This is a genomic window from Mesorhizobium sp. M8A.F.Ca.ET.165.01.1.1, from assembly GCF_004792065.1.
Classification (GTDB): domain Bacteria; phylum Pseudomonadota; class Alphaproteobacteria; order Rhizobiales; family Rhizobiaceae; genus Mesorhizobium.
On the sequence record NZ_SRTH01000016.1, the window covers coordinates 92,619 to 108,551 of the forward strand.

Consider the following 15,933-nt stretch of genomic DNA (forward strand, 5'->3'; position numbering starts at 1 on the left):
GTCCTCCCCTGGAGTCGTTCGATGTCATTCCGCCGCCGCGGCGACGGCGTCGTTGTGGAATTCCTCGCGGTATGGCCTGGCGGTCGGCGGCAGCTCGCGCTTGAGGAAATAATCCTCGTTGCGCAGCTGGCGGCGGAAGACCGGGATCATCTCGCGGTACCCGGCCAGGATCGATCGCGTCGGTGCCGGCAGATCGTGCTTGATCAGCGCATGCAGCCTGGGCAGCGCATGGTAGGGCACCATCGGGAACATGTGATGCTCGACGTGGTAGTTCATGTTCCAGTAGATGAAGCGGCTGATCGGGTTCATGTAGACGGTGCGGCTGTTCAGCCGGTGATCGGTGACGTTCTCGGCCAGCCCGCCATGCTGCAGCAGGCCGACCATCACATGATGCCAGGCACCGTAGAGCCGGGGCAGGCCGACCAGCATTAGCGGCAGGAACGAGCCGCAATAGAGCGCCAGCGCGATCGTGGCGGCATAGATCGCCGTCCAGATGCGGGCGATACGGATCACCTTCGGCTGTTCCTGCTCGGGAATGAAGGTCTTTTCGGCGGCGCTGACGACGCCAGCGGCATTTCGCAGCATGTCGGCCATCGCATGCCATGCATCGAGGATGCCGAAGAAGTTGAGCACAACGCGCACCAGGTCCGGCGGCCGCATGACCGAAATCTCGGGGTCGCGGCCGACGATGATGGTGTCGGTATGATGGCGCGTGTGGCTCCAGCGCCAGGTCACCGGATTGCGCATGATCATGAAGCAGGCGACCTGATAGACCGCATCATTCATCCACTGCGTGCGGAACGCCGTGCCGTGGCCGCATTCGTGCCAGCGAGAATCGGTGGATGAGCCGTAGAGCACACCATAGGCGAAGAAGAACGGCACGCACCACCAGCTGCCCCAGAACCAGGCGCCGCCGGCGCCGCTGATGATGAGGGCGGCCAGCCAGATCACGGTGTCGCGGATCGCCGGGCCATCGGAGCGCTGCATCAGCTCCTTCATCTGCTTGCGGGGAATGTCGGTGTGATACCACTCGGCCGCCGACAGGCCGTTTTCGACGGCAAGTCGGGCGTCGCGGCCGATCAGGCTATAAGCACGCCGGGACGGCGCTGCGGTCATGATTGCCTCCCAAGGCAGGGGCATTCGCCATGCGAATGCCGATCACCACTGGTTTCATGCCTAGAAATAACGCCGCGCCATGATAGACTCAACGTCACAAAGATAGTTTCTATCATTTCCTATCAAAGTGGTATATCAATACCAGGCAATCGAACGGGGCGATCATGGCGAAACGGCCGACCATAACAGATCTGGCGCGCGTCTCCGGCGTCAGCGTCGCCACGGTGGACCGCGTGCTCAACAATCGCTTGCCGGTTCGCGAGGAAACGGCACGCCGCGTCTACGAGACCGCGACCGAGATCGGCTATCACGCGGCCGGCCTGATCAAGCAGCGTATGCGCCATGAATTGCCGGAATACCGGCTCGGCTTCCTGCTTTTGAGAGGCAACGACGTCTTCTACACGGAGTTCGCGCGGCAACTCGAACTCGCGGTGTCGCAATCGCAGCGCTTTCGCGGCGTCGCGATCATCGACTTCGCCGTTTCGCTGACGCCGGACGAAATCGTCGAGCGCACGCGCAAGCTGGCGGCCAAGTGCAAGGCCGTCGCCCTGGTCGGGCCGGATCACCCGGCGCTGACGGTCATTGTCGAGGAGATGAAGGCCAGGGGATTGCCGGTTTTTTCGCTGCTGTCCGACTTCGCCGCCGGCATTCGCGAGGGCTATGTCGGCCTCGACAACCGCAAGGTCGGCCGCACGGCAGCCTGGATGATCTCGAAAGCGGCGAAGCGGCCGGGCAAGGTCGCGCTTTTCGTCGGCAGCCACCGCTTCCACGGCCATGAGCTGCGCGAGATCGGCTTCCGCTCCTTCTTCCGCGAACAGGCGCCGGACTTCACCCTGCTCGAAACGCTGGTCAATCTCGAGGCCAACCAGATCACGCAGGACACGCTGCTCGACCTGCTCGGCCGTCATCCGGACCTCGTCGGCTGCTATGTCGCGGGCGGCGGCATGGAAGGCGCGGTCGCTGCGCTTAGGCAGGCCAAGCCAGCAGAGATGCCAGCGGTGGTCTGCAACGAGATATCGGCGGTCTCGCGATCCGCCCTGGCGGACGGGGTGCTGACCATGGTGATCTCCACGCCGCTGGCGGCTTTGTGCCGCGAACTGCTCGATCTCATGGCGCACGCCATCGAAACGGGCGCGGCTAACGCTCCCGGCCAGACCTTCCTGCCGTTCGACATCTACCTGCCCGAGAACATCTAGCGCGCCAGGGCTTTCAGCGCGTCGCCCGACGGGGCATCCAAATTTGACGCATTAATGATTGCTAATATATACATGCCCGATGGGCGGAGATGGGTTTGGGTACATCGCTTTTGGGAGCGACGAGCTCTATGCGCGTGGCGCGCTCTTCAGCGCCCTTCGCCTGCTTTACTATTGCCCGGATGCCAGGGTCATGGTCCTGACCGACAGGCCCTCCATTTTCGACGGCTATCCTATCGAAACGATCGAGCTAACGGCCGAGAGAAAGGCCGAGATGTCCTTCGGCAATCGATACAGGTTTGGCATCAAGGCAGCCGGCATCGTCGATTTGCTGCGGCGTTGCGAGCGCCTGTTCTTCATGGACACGGACATGTATCCGACCGGCGACATATCGCGATGTTTCAGGCGAATTACAGCGTTGTCCTCCATAATGTGGCGGTGCGAAGGGCGCCCAAAGGCCCCTTATCGAGCGCTCGAAGGCAAAGGGCTCTCAATTGGAGGCCACATCCTGACCGGAGATGAAACCATGTGGGCGAGCGGCGTCCTTGGCGTTCATCATGACAACATTCCCGCGCTGGAGCGAGCATACGCCGCCAGCGAGAGAGTCAGTGAAATCGTGCGTTTGCATACCCCGGAACAATTCTGCATCGGCGTCGCGCTATCACAGGATGGGCGAACGATCAGCCGCCAGCAGCTGCCTATCCGCAATTACACCACCACCGGAACAAAGCTTCACGCCCGAAGGCGAATTGGAGTTTTCTTCGATGTCAGCGGCAAGCTCAGCGTCGAACAGCAGGTGAGGCAGGCGGCGGGATACAGGGTCTGGAGAGCGCCGCTCGATCTCTTGCTGCAGAGAGACATCTGGCATTTCTGAACTGCCATCGCCTGTCGACGGCATCCAGGGAACGGACCTGGCGCGCTGATGCCATAGGCCTCGCCGCCGGCGCCGGGCGTGCGCCTGTCTGCTCCGCCGCCAAGCCAGCGGCATTCTTCCGGCAGCATCCGCACACCGTCGACGCGTCCGCCAAAATCGCACGTCCGGTTTTGGAATCGCCCTTGACGCCTCCCGACGAAATGGAATAAATATTTCATCGGTGATGTATTTTGGTCCTTACGTTCCGGGAACATCTGTTTCAAACAGAGGCTTTGGCGTTCCAGCAAACGGCAGGCGCCACCGGGGAGAAGACAATCGGGAGAGATTCCCCGGGGAGATCGGGGATTCCGGAGAAATCGGTGCAACCGGACACCAAAGTGGAGGAGAGATTAAAATGAAGAAACTGCTTTTGGGCGTCGCCTTCGCGGCGCTGATGAGTTCATCGGCCATGGCCGCCAAGATCGGCGTCTCGATGGCCAAGTTCGACGACAATTTCCTTACCGTGCTGCGCAACGGCATGATCGAGCAGGCCAAGGGCATGAGCGGCGTCGAGCTGCAGGTCGAGGACGCGCAGAACGACGTCGCCAAGCAACTCGACCAGATCAAGAACTTCGCCGCGTCGGGCGTCGACGCCATCATCGTCAACCCGGTCGACACCTCGGCCACGCAGGCAATGTCGGATGCGGCCGCCGCGGCCAAGATCCCGCTGGTCTATGTCAACCGCCAGCCGGTCAATGTCGACACGTTGCCCGACAACCAGGCCTTCGTCGCTTCCAATGAGGCCGATTCCGGCACGCTCGAAACCAAGGAAGTCTGCCGCCTGTTCAAGGAAGCCGGCAAGAAGGAAGCCAATGTCTATGTCATCATGGGCGAGCTTTCCAACCAGGCCGCCGTGCAGCGCACCAAGGACATCGACGATGTCATCGCCACCCCGGACTGCAGCTTCATCAAGATCATCGACAAGCAGACCTCGAACTGGGATCGCGACCAGGCGCAGAACCTGATGACCAACTGGCTGTCGACCGGCAAGAAGTTCGACGGCGTCATCGCCAACAATGACGAAAGCGCCATCGGTGCCATCCAGGCGATGAAGGCCGCCAACATCGACATGAAGTCGGTTGTCGTCGGCGGCGTCGACGCCACCCAGGACGCGCTTGCCGCCATGCAGGCGGGCGACCTCGATGCCACCGTGTTCCAGGATGCAGCCGGCCAGGGCGCGGGCGCGCTGGATGCGGCGCTGAAGCTCGCCAAGGGCGAGAAGGTCGAACACAAGGTCTATGTCCCGTTCCAGCTGGTTACGCCTGCGAACATCGACAAGTTCCTGAAGAAGAACTGAGCCGCGGACATATGGAGCGGCGCTCTCGCGTCAAGGCAGCGCCGCTCCTCTTTCCCTCGGCGCCTTTAAGGTGCTCGAGGAACGACCGCGGCTGACGGAGGATAGAAGATTGGCACAGACATCTCACGGCGTCGGCGGCGTCGGCTATGACGCCAGGAAGCGTACCTGGCCGGCCGAATTCAACGTCTTCCTGGCGCTCGTCATCCTCGTCGTCATCTTCGAGCTGATCGGCCGGATCTTTCTCGGCGACAGCTTCCTGTTCAACACCCGCAGCGACGTCTCCGGCATCTTCAACGAGGCGCGCCTGCAGATCATCATCCTGCAGGTGTCGATCGTCGGCATCATCGCCATTGGCGTCACGCAAGTGATCATCACCGGCGGCATCGACCTGTCCTCGGGCTCGATCGTCGGCGCGACCGCCATGATCGCCATGAGCTTCGCCCAGGTCGCGACCGTCAACGGCAATCCCAATCCCAAGGCGATGTTCCTGGCGCAGGGCTGGACCGACCTGCCGGTGATCGTGCCGGTGCTGGTGGCGATCGGCTGCGGCCTGCTCGCCGGCCTCGTCAACGGCGCCCTGATCGCCTACACGCGCATCCCGCCCTTCATCGCCACGCTCGGCATGATGGTCACCGCGCGCGGCATTGCCAAATGGTGGTCGAAGGGGCAGCCGATATCATTCCCGACAGACAGTTTCGCGGCAATAGGCAAGGGCCTGATGCCAGTCATCATCTTCCTGTCGCTGGCCGCGCTGTTCCAGCTCATCATGACCTATACCCGATACGGCAAGCACTGTTACGCGATCGGCTCCAACGAGGATGCCGCGCGCATGTCGGGCATCAAGATCGCCAACCACAAGATCCTCGTCTATGTCATCGCCGGCATTCTCGCCGCGCTCGCCGCCGTGGTGCTCTCCTCCAAGAACCTCACCGCCCAGGCCGGCATGGGCGTGATGTACGAACTCGACGCCATCGCCATGGCGGTCATCGGCGGCGTCTCGCTGTCGGGTGGCCGTGGCTCCATCATCGGCACGGTGATCGGCGCGCTCATCTTCGGCGTCATCATCTCCGGCTTCACCTTCCTGCGCCTCGACGCCTACTACCAGGAGATGGTCAAGGGCGTGATCATCGTCGGCGCGGTCGTTCTCGACCAGTGGCGCCAGCGCATGCGGGCATTGAGGGCTTGACCATGTCAGACATCGTCCTGAAGACCGAAAACCTCACCAAGCGCTATGGCGGCGTGCATGCACTTGAAGGCGCCAATTTCGAGCTGCGCAAGGGTGAGCATGTCGCCATCATGGGCGACAACGGCGCCGGCAAGTCGACCTTCGTGCGCCAGATCACCGCCGTCGAGCAGCGGACGAGCGGCCAGGTCTGGTTCGACGGCAAGGAAGTGAATTTCGCCGGCCCGATCGAGGCGCGCGAGGCGGGCATCGAGACGGTGTTCCAGAACCTGGCGCTGGCCGACGATCTCGACGTGCCGTCCAACCTGTTCCTCGGCCGCGAAAAGGTGCTGTTCAATCTGGGGCCATTCTCGATCCTCGACCGCAAATACATGCGCAAGGCGACCGAGGCGGCACTGGTCCGCACCGCGGTGAAAATTCCCAATTTGTCCAACACCATCCGCCACATGTCGGGCGGCCAGCGCCAATGCGTGGCGATCGCCAGGACGGCCACCTTTGCCTCCAAGCTGATCATCATGGACGAGCCGACGGCGGCCCTTGGCGTGCAGGAGACGGCGCAGGTCGAAAACATCATCCGCACGCTGAAGGACAATGGCGAGCCGCTGATCCTGATCAGCCACAACATGCGCCAGGTGTTCGACCTCTGCGACCGTATCGTCGTGTTCCGGCGCGGCCGCATCGTTGCCAATCTGCGCAAGGAGAATACCGACGGGCAGGACATCGTCTCCTACATCACCGGCGCCAAGACCGGGGAGGCGGAACTCGCGGCCTAAGGGCCGGGCGCGGCGGCGATGGTCATCGCCTTCCCGTCGATTTGTCTTGACCGGAAAATCATCCAGCGCCCATGACCGGCGCCCCGCTTCGAACCATCCCCTAGAGGAAAATTTCCATGACTGTTCGCTTCGCCCTCCTTGGTGCCGGCCGCATCGGCAAGGTCCACGCCCGCGCCGTGGGTTCCAACCCCCAGGCAAAACTGGTCGCCGTTGCCGACGCCTTCGAAAAGGCGGCAAGCGAACTGGCGAGCGCCTATGGCGCCGAGGTGCGTACCATCGACGCCATCGAAAAATCGAAAGACATCGACGCGGTCGTCATCTGCACGCCGACCGACACGCATGCCGATCTGATCGAGCGCTTCGCCAAGGCCGGCAAGGCGATCTTCTGCGAGAAGCCGATCGATCTCGACGTCAAGCGCGTCGAGAAGTGCCTGGCCGTGGTCGACAAGGCCAAGGCGACGCTGATGGTCGGCTTCAACAGGCGCTTCGACCCGCATTTCGCCGCCGTGCGCAAGGCGATTGACGACGGCGCCATCGGCACGGTCGAAATGGTCACCATCACCTCGCGTGATCCCGGCGCCCCGCCGCTCGACTACATCGCGCGCTCCGGCGGCATTTTCCGCGACATGACCATCCATGATTTCGACATGGCGCGCTTCCTGCTCGGCGAGGAGCCGGTGGCGGTCAGCGCCCATGCCTCGGTGCTGGTCGACAAGAAGATCGGCGAAGCCGGCGATTTCGACTCGGTCAGCGTCATCCTCGAAACCGCATCGGGCAAGCAGGCGGTCATCTCGAATTCGCGCCGCGCCACCTATGGCTACGACCAGCGCATCGAGGTGCATGGCTCGAAAGGCATGGTGGCGGCCGAGAACCAGCGGCCGGTGTCGATCGAACTGGCCAACGAGAAGGGCTATACGCGCCCGCCGCTGCACGACTTCTTCATGACCCGCTATCTCGACGCTTATGCCAATGAGATTGCTGCCTTCATCACGGCGGCGACAAAGGGCAAGAAGGCAGCGCCAAGCGGCGCCGATGGCCTTGTGGCACTGAAGCTGGCGGACGCGGCGCTGAAATCGGCGACGACAGGCAAGACAGTGCGCCTAGGCTAGACAGTAAGGTCGTCGATCTACAGGGCTTTATGACTAGCCGTAACATCCATCATGTCGTCATCCACGGGCGAAGCAAGGAGCGAAGCGACGCGGCGCAGACCCGAGGATCCATTCCGTTACATAGAAGCGGCTCCAACGGTTCAGAATTTTGGTCCGCTGCGTTCTTCGGCAGAGGTCACGGAATGGATCCTAGGGTCTCCGCGACGGAGCTTCGCTCCTGCTTCGCCCTAGGATGACGACGTTGGGGATGCTTCGACCAAGTTTCCCAACGTTGCGATAGGGCACCGAGGAAACCTCAATGAATCTCATGAAACTGTTGGCAGTCAAGAACCCAGGAGCAGAGCAATGAGCACCGATCGTAATTCACAGACACGCGCCATCGTCACCGGCGGTGCGCAAGGCATCGGCTTAGCTGTCGCCGAGGCATTGGCCGACGAGGGCTGCCGGGCGCTGGCGCTCATCGGCCGCTCGCAGGAGAAGGGCGACAAGGCTGTTGCCCATTTCAAGAAATCTGGCGTCGACGCCATCTTCATCAGCGCCGACGTTTCGAAGGTTGCCGACTGCAAGCGTGCGGTCGCCACCGCGCTCTCGCATTTCGGTACGATCAACGCGCTGGTCAACGCCGCCGCCACCTCGGCGCGCGGCTCCCTGGTCGAGACATCGGAAGAGCTTTTCGACCAGATCTTCGACACCAATGTGCGCGGCCCCTTCTTCCTGATGCAGGGCGTGGTGGCGCATCTGCTGGAGAAAAAGGCACCCGGCTCGATCGTCAACGTGCTGTCGATGTCGGCGCATACCGGCCAGTCCTTCCTGACGCCCTATTCGACCAGCAAGGGCGCGCTGATGACGCTGACCAAGAACGTCGCCAACGCCTATCGCTTCAACCGCATCCGCTGCAACGCCGTTCTGCCCGGCTGGATGGATACCGAGGGCGAGGACATCGTGCAGAAGAAATGGCACGACGCACCCGACGACTGGCTGGCGAAGGCCGAAGCGGCCCAACCGATGGGCCAGTTGGTGAAGCCGGGCCAGCTCGCGCGGCTGATCAGCTACATGGTCAGCCCGCAATCGGGCGTCATGACCGGATCGCTGGTCGACTACGACCAGAGCATCGCCGGCTCGTCGCCGGAATAGTGCCGACGTTGCGGCTGGCCCTTTCTCCCCGTCACTATACGGGGAGAAATGCCCGGCAGGGCAATGAGAGGCAGCACCGACTTTGACAATTACCGGTCCATACCCTGCCACCTCGCTTGTCTCTCCGACGTAGGCGCCGCCCCTCACCTGCCTGCCGGCATCCTCTCCCCGTATAGGGACGGGGAGAGGGGTGCTGTCATCGACGGTTTCGCCACCTGACCCTCATCGCCCCATCGACAAACGCCGCCGCTTCGACTATATGAGCGGCATGATCCACCTGTCCGCCACCTATTGGTACTTTAGCAGCTCGCTGGCGGCGGGAGGATTGCGCTCGATCTGAAGATTGCAGCAAACAGTCCGACAAGCCGCCAGACCTGGCGGCTTTTTTGTTTCAGCCGGCAGGTTCCCAAACAGGAGCAGAAAGCCGTGTTGACCACTACAGACGACCTTCGGGTCAAGGAACTTAGACTGCTGAGCACGCCGGAAGAGGTGATGCGCGAGATACCGCGCTCACTCACGGCGACACGCACCGTTGCCGCCTCGCGCAACGCCATCCACTCCATCCTGACAGGGGCCGACGATCGACTTGTTGTCATCGTCGGCCCTTGTTCCATTCATGATCCGGTCGCGGCCGTTGACTATGCCAGCCGTCTGGCGGCGCTGCGCGAGGCCCTGGCCGACCGGCTCGAGATCGTCATGCGGGTCTATTTCGAAAAGCCGCGCACCACTGTCGGCTGGAAAGGCCTGATCAACGATCCCGACCTCGACGGCAGCTTCAACATCGACAAGGGGCTGCGGATGGCGCGCAATGTGCTTTCCGCCGTCAACAATCTCGGCCTGCCGGCGGCGACCGAATTCCTCGACATGACGACGCCGCAATACATTGCCGACCTCGTCGCCTGGGGCGCCATTGGCGCGCGCACGACCGAAAGCCAGATCCATCGCGAGCTGGCCTCGGGCCTCTCCTGCCCGGTCGGCTTCAAGAACGGCACCGACGGCAATCTCAGGATCGCCGGCGAGGCGGTGAAGTCGGCCGCCCAGCCGCATCATTTCATGGCGGTGACCAAGGGCGGACGCAGCGCGATTGCGGCGACGACCGGAAACGAGGATTGCCATGTCATCCTGCGCGGCGGTGTCCAGCCGAACTATGACACGGCAAGCGTCGAGGCTGCTTCGGTGGAACTCGCCCGCATCGGTATCGCGCCGCGCCTGATGATCGACGTGAGCCACGCCAACTCCAGCAAGAAGCCCGAGAACCAGCCGAAGGTGGCGGCGGACGTGGCGGGCCAGGTGGCGGCGGGCGACGAGCGCATCATCGGCGTCATGATCGAAAGCAATCTCGTCGCCGGCCGGCAGGATGTCGTGCCCGGCAAGCCGCTGGTCTACGGCCAGAGCATCACCGATGGCTGCATCGACTGGGCGACCACCGAGACCGTGCTGCACGGGCTTGCCGGTGCCGTAGAATGGCGCCGCTCGGCGCGGCGCGCCATGCTGGACAGCCGGCAAGGGGCCGCCTGACACGATGGCGATGCGGGAGGGGCGGCGCCGGGACTTACGCCGCCCTCAGCCCTTCCCATGCGGTGAAGACCGAGACCGCGAACAGCAGCAGCCCGGCGGCGCGCCCGGCAAGGACGGTCGCCCGCGGATTGGCGATCAGAAGGCTGCGGCTGCGGCCGGCAGAAATGGCCAGCCCGCCATAGATCGCCGCCTGCGTCAGCACGGTCAGCAGGCCCATGATCGTCGCCTGCATCCAGATCGGACCGTAGTGCGGTTTCAGGAACTGAGGGTAGACGGCCAGGACGAAGAGATAGGCCTTCGGGTTGATCAGGCAGGTCACGAAACCCTGGCGAAACGCTTTCCATGCGGAACGGCTGCCGGCCGGCCCCTCGCGGCCGACGGTGATGGAGCTGCGCATCAGCGTGATGCCGATATAGGCCATGTAGGCGGCGCCGGCGATCAGCAGCGGCTTGAACAGGATCGGCACGAAATGCATGAGCAGGCCGACGCCGACAGCGCCGTTCAGCGTGTGTACCATGCCGCCGACCATGATGCCGCCGGTCGCGGCCAGCCCTCTGTCGCGTCCGCCGGTCAGCGCGTTGGCAAGCACGAACAGCATGTCCATGCCTGGAACGGCGATGATGCCGAACAGGAGAAGAAAGAAAAGCCAGAGATTTTCCGCGTAGCTCATGTCAGTTGCCTGTCGCCTCTTGGGGGCGTGCCGCCAAGGAATTGTTGATTTTCAAGCCGATGGGCGATCCTATAGATCGAGCCAACTGACGATGGTGTGTCAGTTGTGATCACAGCCGGGGAGAAAAATGCGCAAGGCCTCGCGCCTGTTCGAGATCATCCAGATCCTGCGGCTGGCCAGGCAGCCGGTGACGGCGGCAATGATTGCCGGGCAACTGGAAGTGACGATACGCTCGATCTACCGCGACATCGCCGCGCTGCAGGCCATGCGCGTCCCGATCGAGGGCGGCCGTGGCATCGGCTATATCCTGCGTCCCGGCTTCGACCTGCCGCCGCTGATGTTCTCGATCGAGGAGATGGAGGCGATCGTGCTGTCGCTGGCGTTGCTCGAGCGCACGGGAGACGACGAGCTCAAGCAGGCGGCCAAGCGCGTCAGCGCCAAGATCGCCGGCGCGGTGCCGCCGCCCTTGCGCCAGACGCTCGACGCCAATGCGCTGCATGCCTGGGGCTTTGCCGCGCCCGCCGCCGGCACGATCGACCTGGCGCTGGTGCGCCGCGCCATCCGCGACGAGGAGAAGCTCGACCTTTCCTACCGCGACGAAGCAGGCCGTGCCTCCGAGCGGCTGATCCGCCCGATCGCGCTGATCTACTACGCCGAAACCGCCAACATCGTCGCCTGGTGCGAGCTGCGCCAGGCAATCCGCAATTTCCGCAGCGACCGCATCGAGGACTGCCAGCCGACCGGGTTACGCTTCAAGGACGAAGGCGACCGCTTGCGGCAAATCTGGGTCAATGGCTGGGAGACGAACGCGGCTATAGGCGTCTGACTTTTACCTTACATCCACCCAGCGCTTTTCCGCATGCGAACGCGCCATCGCGTGCACGGTGCGCTCGATCTCCAGCCCTTCGGCGAACTCGATAAGCCGGGCCGGCTTGCCGGCCAGCCGCGTCAGCAATTCGTGGCACTCGATGATCTTGAGATCGTTGAAGCCGAGGCTGTGGCCGGGCGCCGGCACGAAAAGATCATAGGGCTTGTGCTGCGGCGCCACCAATATGGTGCGATAGCCCTGTTCGGTCGGTCGGTCCGACGTCAAATAGAGCTGGAATTCGTTCATCCGCTCCTGGTCGAACAGGATCGAACCCTTGGAGCCGAAGATCTGGATGGCGATACGGCCCTTGCGGCCCCAGGCCGAGCGGTTGACCTGCAGCGTTCCGGCAATGCCGTTTTCCAGATGCATCAGCACGCTGGCGATATCGTAGGTCTCGACCGCGCGCCGCCCGCCCGCCGCCAGCTTGCGGTCGGCATAGGGCTTGGCCATGTCGCAGATGACGCTGGCGACGCGGCCGAACAACGCCGTGACCAGCGACAGCGGATGCACGGCGAAATCGTCGAGCGCGCCATAGCCGGAAGTCGCTTCGTGCTTCCAGAAGAACGGCGCCTCGGGATCGGCCATGAAATCCTCGTCCATCTCGATGCGCAGATGGTTGACCTCGCCGATGATCTTCTCGTCGAGCAGCGCGCCGATGTGACGGATGGCCGGGCTCTGGATGTAATTGTAACCAAGCGCGGCAATCTTGCCTGATGTCTTGGCGGCGGCCGCCATTGCCTCAGCCTCGGCGAAGCTCGGCGCCATCGGCTTTTCACACCACAGATGCTTGCCGGCTTCGAGGATGGCGATGGCCATTTCCGGATGAAACTGGTTGGGCGTCGTCAGCGAGACGACGTCGACCTCCGGATCGTTGACGACGGCACGCCAGTCGCCGGACGCCTTGGCAAAGCCGAACTCGCCGGCCTTGCGCCTGGCAAGGTCCTCGCTGACCTCGCCGAGATGGACGAGCCGCGGCTTGGTCGCATCGGGGAAGACGGCTCCCACTGCGCTCCACGCGATGGCGTGGCACTTGCCCATGAAACCCGTACCGATAAGACCTACGCCGACCATCCAACTTTCTCCACTGCCTGAGCGTTGGATGGATGGATTAGTCCATTTTCTCCTGAAATGGAATGTCTGCCTCATTTTTTATGGCGTTCTTGCGCAGGCCCGCTATGATGAGGCACAGAGAGCCTCCAGACAGGCTTGGGCGGAGACGATGGACGAACAGGTACCTCGCGACTTCGAGACGCTGCGCGCCACCATTCTGGACCGGCGCGAGAGCCTGCCCAAGCGCATCGCCCAGATCGCCGCCTATGCGCTCGACAATCCGGACGACATCGCGTTTGGCACCGCCGCCAGCATCGCCGCTTCGGCCGGTGTGCAGCCCTCGACCCTGATCCGCTTTGCCCAGCAACTCGGTTTCGACGGCTTTACCAGCCTGCAGCAGGTGTTCCGCGAGCGGTTGCGCGAGCGCAACTCCTCCTATGACGAGCGGCTGCAGGCGCTACGCGCCAAGGCCGAGGGCGGCGCCGGCCACCGGGCGATCTTCGACGGTTTCATTGCCGCCGCCAGCACCTCGCTCAACGACATTTCCCGCACACTGGACGACGCGCATCTGGAAGACGCTATCTCGCTGCTGGCAAAGGCGCAGACCATCTATGTCTTGGCCAAGCGGCGCTCCTATCCGGTGGCGAGCTATATCGCCTACGCGCTGGGCAAGCTGAAGATCCGCAACCAGCTGATCGAATCGGCTGCCGGCCTGAATGCCGAGATGGTCGGCTTCGCCACGCCGGCGGACGCCGTCATCGCCATCAGCTTCTCGCCCTACGCACCGGCCACGATCGAGGAGGCGCGCAGCATTTCCGAGCAGGGCGTGCCGATCGTTGCCATCACCGACAGCTCATTCTCGCCGCTGGCCCAGTTCGCCAGGGTCTGGTTCGAGGTGGCCGAGGCGGATTTCGCCGGTTTCCGTTCGCTGTCGGCGACAATGGCGCTGGCCATGGCGCTGACCGTCGGCGTCGGCGAGAAGCGGCGTGACGCAAGCCGCAAGCGCAAGGCTTGACCAGACATCCAAAAAGGCAATTTTAGGCTAGGGAATGCTCATTCCATATTGACTATGGATTGGAATTATTATTTCATATTGCTGGCGCCACGCTGCCGCTCGCGCGTGTTACCCAACAATGTTGTCCATGACGACAAGACCGACGGGAGGTTCCAATGAGCGAAGCCGTGGACGCAAGACAGGCGCCGCTCGATGTCATCACCATCGGTCGCGCTTCCGTCGACCTCTATGGCCAGCAGATCGGCTCGCGGCTCGAGGATATCACTTCCTTCGCCAAGTCGGTCGGCGGCTGCCCGGCCAACATTTCGGTCGGCACGGCGCGGCTCGGCCTGCGCTCGGCGCTGCTGACGCGCGTCGGCGACGAGCAGATGGGCCGCTTCATCCGCGAGCAGCTGAAACGCGAAGGCGTCAACACCGAAGGGCTGAAGACCGACAAGGAACGGTTGACCGCGCTTGTGCTGCTTTCGGTCGAGAGCGAAGGCGTTTCGCCGATGATCTTCTACCGCTCCGACTGCGCCGACATGGCGCTTTCGGAAGAGGATATCGACGAGGCGTTTATTGCCTCGGCCCGCGCCATCGTCGTCACCGGCACGCATTTTTCCCGCCCCAACAGCGACGCCGCCCAGCGCAAGGCGATCCGCATCATGAAGGCCAAGGGCGGCAAGGTGGTCTTCGACATCGACTATCGGCCTAACCTGTGGGGTCTCGCCGGTCACGCCGAAGGTTTCGAGCGCTACGTCAAGTCGGACCGGGTCTCGGCCCAGTTGAAGACGGTGCTGCCCGATTGCGACCTCATCGTCGGCACTGAGGAAGAGATCATGATCGCGTCCGGCGCCGACGACTGCCTGAGCGCGCTGAAGACGATCCGCGCCCTGTCCTCGGCGACCATCGTCTTGAAGCGCGGCGCCATGGGCTGCATCGTCTATGACGGGCCGATCAGCGACGATCTCGAGGACGGCATCGTCGGCGAAGGGTTCCCGATCGAGATCTACAATGTGCTGGGCGCCGGTGACGCCTTCATGTCCGGCTTGCTGCGCGGCTGGCTCGGCGGTGAAAGCTTCAAAACCGCGGCGACCTGGGCCAACGCCTGCGGCGCCTTCGCCGTGTCGCGGCTGCTCTGCGCGCCGGAATATCCGACCTTCGAAGAGCTGCAGTTCTTCCTCAAGAACGGCAGCAAGCATCGCGCACTGCGCAAGGACGAGGCGATCAACCACATCCATTGGGCAACCACCCGCCGGCGCGACATCCCTTCGCTGATGGCGCTCGCCTGCGACCACCGTGTGCAGCTCGAGGATGTGGCGGCCAAGACCGGCGCCGATCCAGCGCGCATCCGCGATTTCAAAGTGCTGGCGGTCAAGGCGGCGGCCAAGGTCGCTGCCGGCCGCGACGGCTACGGCATGCTGATCGACGAGAAGCATGGCCGCGAGGCGATGTTCGAATTCGCCAGGCATCCCTTTGCCTGGCTGGGCCGGCCGGTGGAATTGCCGGGCTCGCGGCCGCTGCGCTTCGAATTCTCGCAGGATATCGGCTCGCAGCTCACCGAATGGCCCGTCGATCACTGCATCAAGTGCCTGTGCTTCTACCACCCTGACGATCCGGCGGAACTCAAGGAAGAACAGCAGCAGAAGCTGCGCGCGCTGTTCGAGGCCGCGCGCAAGGTCGGCCGGGAACTTCTCATCGAGATCATCGCCGGCAAGCATGGCAAGCTCGACGACACGACGATCCCGCGCGCGCTGGAGGAACTCTATGCGCTCGGCATCAAGCCGGACTGGTGGAAGCTCGAGCCGCAGGCGTCGAGCGGCGCCTGGGCCAAGATCGAGGCGGTGATCCTGAAGCACGATCCCTGGTGCCGTGGCATCGTGCTGCTTGGTCTGGAAGCGCCGCAGGACGAACTGGAGGCGGCTTTTGCCGCAACCGCCAAGGCGCCCATCGTCAAGGGCTTTGCCGTCGGCCGCACCATCTTCGTCCACGCGGCCGAACAATGGCTGGCCGGCAAAATGTCCGATGACGAGGCGGTCGCGGACATGGCCTCGCGCTTCGAACAGTTGACCGAGGCGTGGCTTGCCGCGCGCGGCCGCAAGGCGGCATAACAGG

Annotated in this window: 14 protein-coding genes; 11 read left to right on the plus strand and 3 right to left on the minus strand. The window is 63.3% G+C overall.

Translation table 11 applies throughout. The features are described from left to right. Positions 1–24 precede the first annotated feature (24 nt). Positions 25–1,116 carry a fatty acid desaturase family protein gene (locus tag EN808_RS29555; RefSeq protein ID WP_135917610.1) on the minus strand — a complete coding sequence of 364 codons (1,092 nt, stop codon included), beginning with the start codon at positions 1,114–1,116 and terminating at the stop codon, positions 25–27. Between the two features lie 164 nt (positions 1,117–1,280). On the opposite strand from EN808_RS29555, the gene EN808_RS29560 reads away from it, so the two are divergent. The 8 genes from EN808_RS29560 to EN808_RS29595 all read left to right on the plus strand — a co-directional run bounded on the left by EN808_RS29560 (position 1,281) and on the right by EN808_RS29595 (position 10,236). Beyond that, positions 1,281–2,312: a LacI family DNA-binding transcriptional regulator gene (locus tag EN808_RS29560; RefSeq protein ID WP_135883872.1), complete on the plus strand. Its 1,032-nt coding sequence runs from the start codon at positions 1,281–1,283 to the stop codon at positions 2,310–2,312. A 190-nt stretch (positions 2,313–2,502) separates the two neighbouring features. Then, positions 2,503–3,183, plus strand: coding sequence for a hypothetical protein (locus EN808_RS29565; RefSeq protein WP_245525146.1), 681 nt, complete (start codon positions 2,503–2,505; stop codon positions 3,181–3,183). Between the two features lie 394 nt (positions 3,184–3,577). Beyond that, on the plus strand, positions 3,578–4,519 hold the full coding sequence (locus EN808_RS29570; protein WP_015314570.1) for a sugar ABC transporter substrate-binding protein: 942 nt from the start codon (positions 3,578–3,580) through the stop codon (positions 4,517–4,519). Between the two features lie 109 nt (positions 4,520–4,628). Continuing rightward, on the plus strand, positions 4,629–5,705 hold the full coding sequence (locus tag EN808_RS29575; protein WP_135883870.1) for an ABC transporter permease: 1,077 nt from the start codon (positions 4,629–4,631) through the stop codon (positions 5,703–5,705). A gap of 2 nt (positions 5,706–5,707) precedes the next feature. After that, positions 5,708–6,475 carry an ATP-binding cassette domain-containing protein gene (locus tag EN808_RS29580; protein ID WP_023772158.1) on the plus strand — a complete coding sequence of 256 codons (768 nt, stop codon included), beginning with the start codon at positions 5,708–5,710 and terminating at the stop codon, positions 6,473–6,475. A 116-nt stretch (positions 6,476–6,591) separates the two neighbouring features. Further along, positions 6,592–7,584: an inositol 2-dehydrogenase gene (iolG, locus tag EN808_RS29585; protein ID WP_127279234.1), complete on the plus strand. Its 993-nt coding sequence runs from the start codon at positions 6,592–6,594 to the stop codon at positions 7,582–7,584. Between the two features lie 345 nt (positions 7,585–7,929). Then, on the plus strand, positions 7,930–8,718 hold the full coding sequence (locus EN808_RS29590; RefSeq protein ID WP_135917614.1) for an SDR family oxidoreductase: 789 nt from the start codon (positions 7,930–7,932) through the stop codon (positions 8,716–8,718). A 426-nt stretch (positions 8,719–9,144) separates the two neighbouring features. Beyond that, positions 9,145–10,236: a 3-deoxy-7-phosphoheptulonate synthase gene (locus tag EN808_RS29595; RefSeq protein WP_127279236.1), complete on the plus strand. Its 1,092-nt coding sequence runs from the start codon at positions 9,145–9,147 to the stop codon at positions 10,234–10,236. A 34-nt stretch (positions 10,237–10,270) separates the two neighbouring features. Here EN808_RS29595 and EN808_RS29600 read toward each other — a convergent pair whose 3' ends face one another. Further along, positions 10,271–10,906 carry a LysE family translocator gene (locus EN808_RS29600; RefSeq protein ID WP_135862718.1) on the minus strand — a complete coding sequence of 212 codons (636 nt, stop codon included), beginning with the start codon at positions 10,904–10,906 and terminating at the stop codon, positions 10,271–10,273. A gap of 127 nt (positions 10,907–11,033) precedes the next feature. Here EN808_RS29600 and EN808_RS29605 point away from each other — a divergent pair, with 127 nt between their 5' ends. After that, a complete protein-coding gene (locus tag EN808_RS29605) occupies positions 11,034–11,732 on the plus strand; it encodes a YafY family protein (RefSeq protein ID WP_135917616.1) in 699 nt (232 codons plus the stop codon). A 3-nt stretch (positions 11,733–11,735) separates the two neighbouring features. Here the strand turns inward: EN808_RS29605 and EN808_RS29610 are convergent, their stop codons facing one another. Beyond that, positions 11,736–12,845 carry a Gfo/Idh/MocA family oxidoreductase gene (locus EN808_RS29610; protein ID WP_135917618.1) on the minus strand — a complete coding sequence of 370 codons (1,110 nt, stop codon included), beginning with the start codon at positions 12,843–12,845 and terminating at the stop codon, positions 11,736–11,738. Positions 12,846–12,993: 148 nt separating this feature from the next. Between EN808_RS29610 and EN808_RS29615 the strand changes: the two genes are divergently transcribed. Both EN808_RS29615 and iolC read left to right on the plus strand, forming a co-directional pair. Then, positions 12,994–13,839 (plus strand): MurR/RpiR family transcriptional regulator, encoded by an 846-nt coding sequence (locus EN808_RS29615; RefSeq protein WP_127280184.1) that lies wholly within the window; start codon positions 12,994–12,996, stop codon positions 13,837–13,839. A 155-nt stretch (positions 13,840–13,994) separates the two neighbouring features. Next, positions 13,995–15,929: a 5-dehydro-2-deoxygluconokinase gene (gene iolC, locus EN808_RS29620; protein WP_135917620.1), complete on the plus strand. Its 1,935-nt coding sequence runs from the start codon at positions 13,995–13,997 to the stop codon at positions 15,927–15,929. Positions 15,930–15,933 lie beyond the last annotated feature (4 nt).

Coding starts and splice junctions, on each gene's coding strand:
- EN808_RS29555 (WP_135917610.1), bottom strand. CDS start 1,116: ATGACCGCAGCGCCGTCCCGGCGTGCTTATAGCCTGATCGGCCGCGAC.
- EN808_RS29560 (WP_135883872.1), top strand. CDS start 1,281: ATGGCGAAACGGCCGACCATAACAGATCTGGCGCGCGTCTCCGGCGTC.
- EN808_RS29565 (WP_245525146.1), top strand. CDS start 2,503: ATGGTCCTGACCGACAGGCCCTCCATTTTCGACGGCTATCCTATCGAA.
- EN808_RS29570 (WP_015314570.1), top strand. CDS start 3,578: ATGAAGAAACTGCTTTTGGGCGTCGCCTTCGCGGCGCTGATGAGTTCA.
- EN808_RS29580 (WP_023772158.1), top strand. CDS start 5,708: ATGTCAGACATCGTCCTGAAGACCGAAAACCTCACCAAGCGCTATGGC.
- iolG (WP_127279234.1), top strand. CDS start 6,592: ATGACTGTTCGCTTCGCCCTCCTTGGTGCCGGCCGCATCGGCAAGGTC.
- EN808_RS29590 (WP_135917614.1), top strand. CDS start 7,930: ATGAGCACCGATCGTAATTCACAGACACGCGCCATCGTCACCGGCGGT.
- EN808_RS29600 (WP_135862718.1), bottom strand. CDS start 10,906: ATGAGCTACGCGGAAAATCTCTGGCTTTTCTTTCTTCTCCTGTTCGGC.
- EN808_RS29605 (WP_135917616.1), top strand. CDS start 11,034: ATGCGCAAGGCCTCGCGCCTGTTCGAGATCATCCAGATCCTGCGGCTG.
- EN808_RS29610 (WP_135917618.1), bottom strand. CDS start 12,845: ATGGTCGGCGTAGGTCTTATCGGTACGGGTTTCATGGGCAAGTGCCAC.
- EN808_RS29615 (WP_127280184.1), top strand. CDS start 12,994: ATGGACGAACAGGTACCTCGCGACTTCGAGACGCTGCGCGCCACCATT.
- iolC (WP_135917620.1), top strand. CDS start 13,995: ATGAGCGAAGCCGTGGACGCAAGACAGGCGCCGCTCGATGTCATCACC.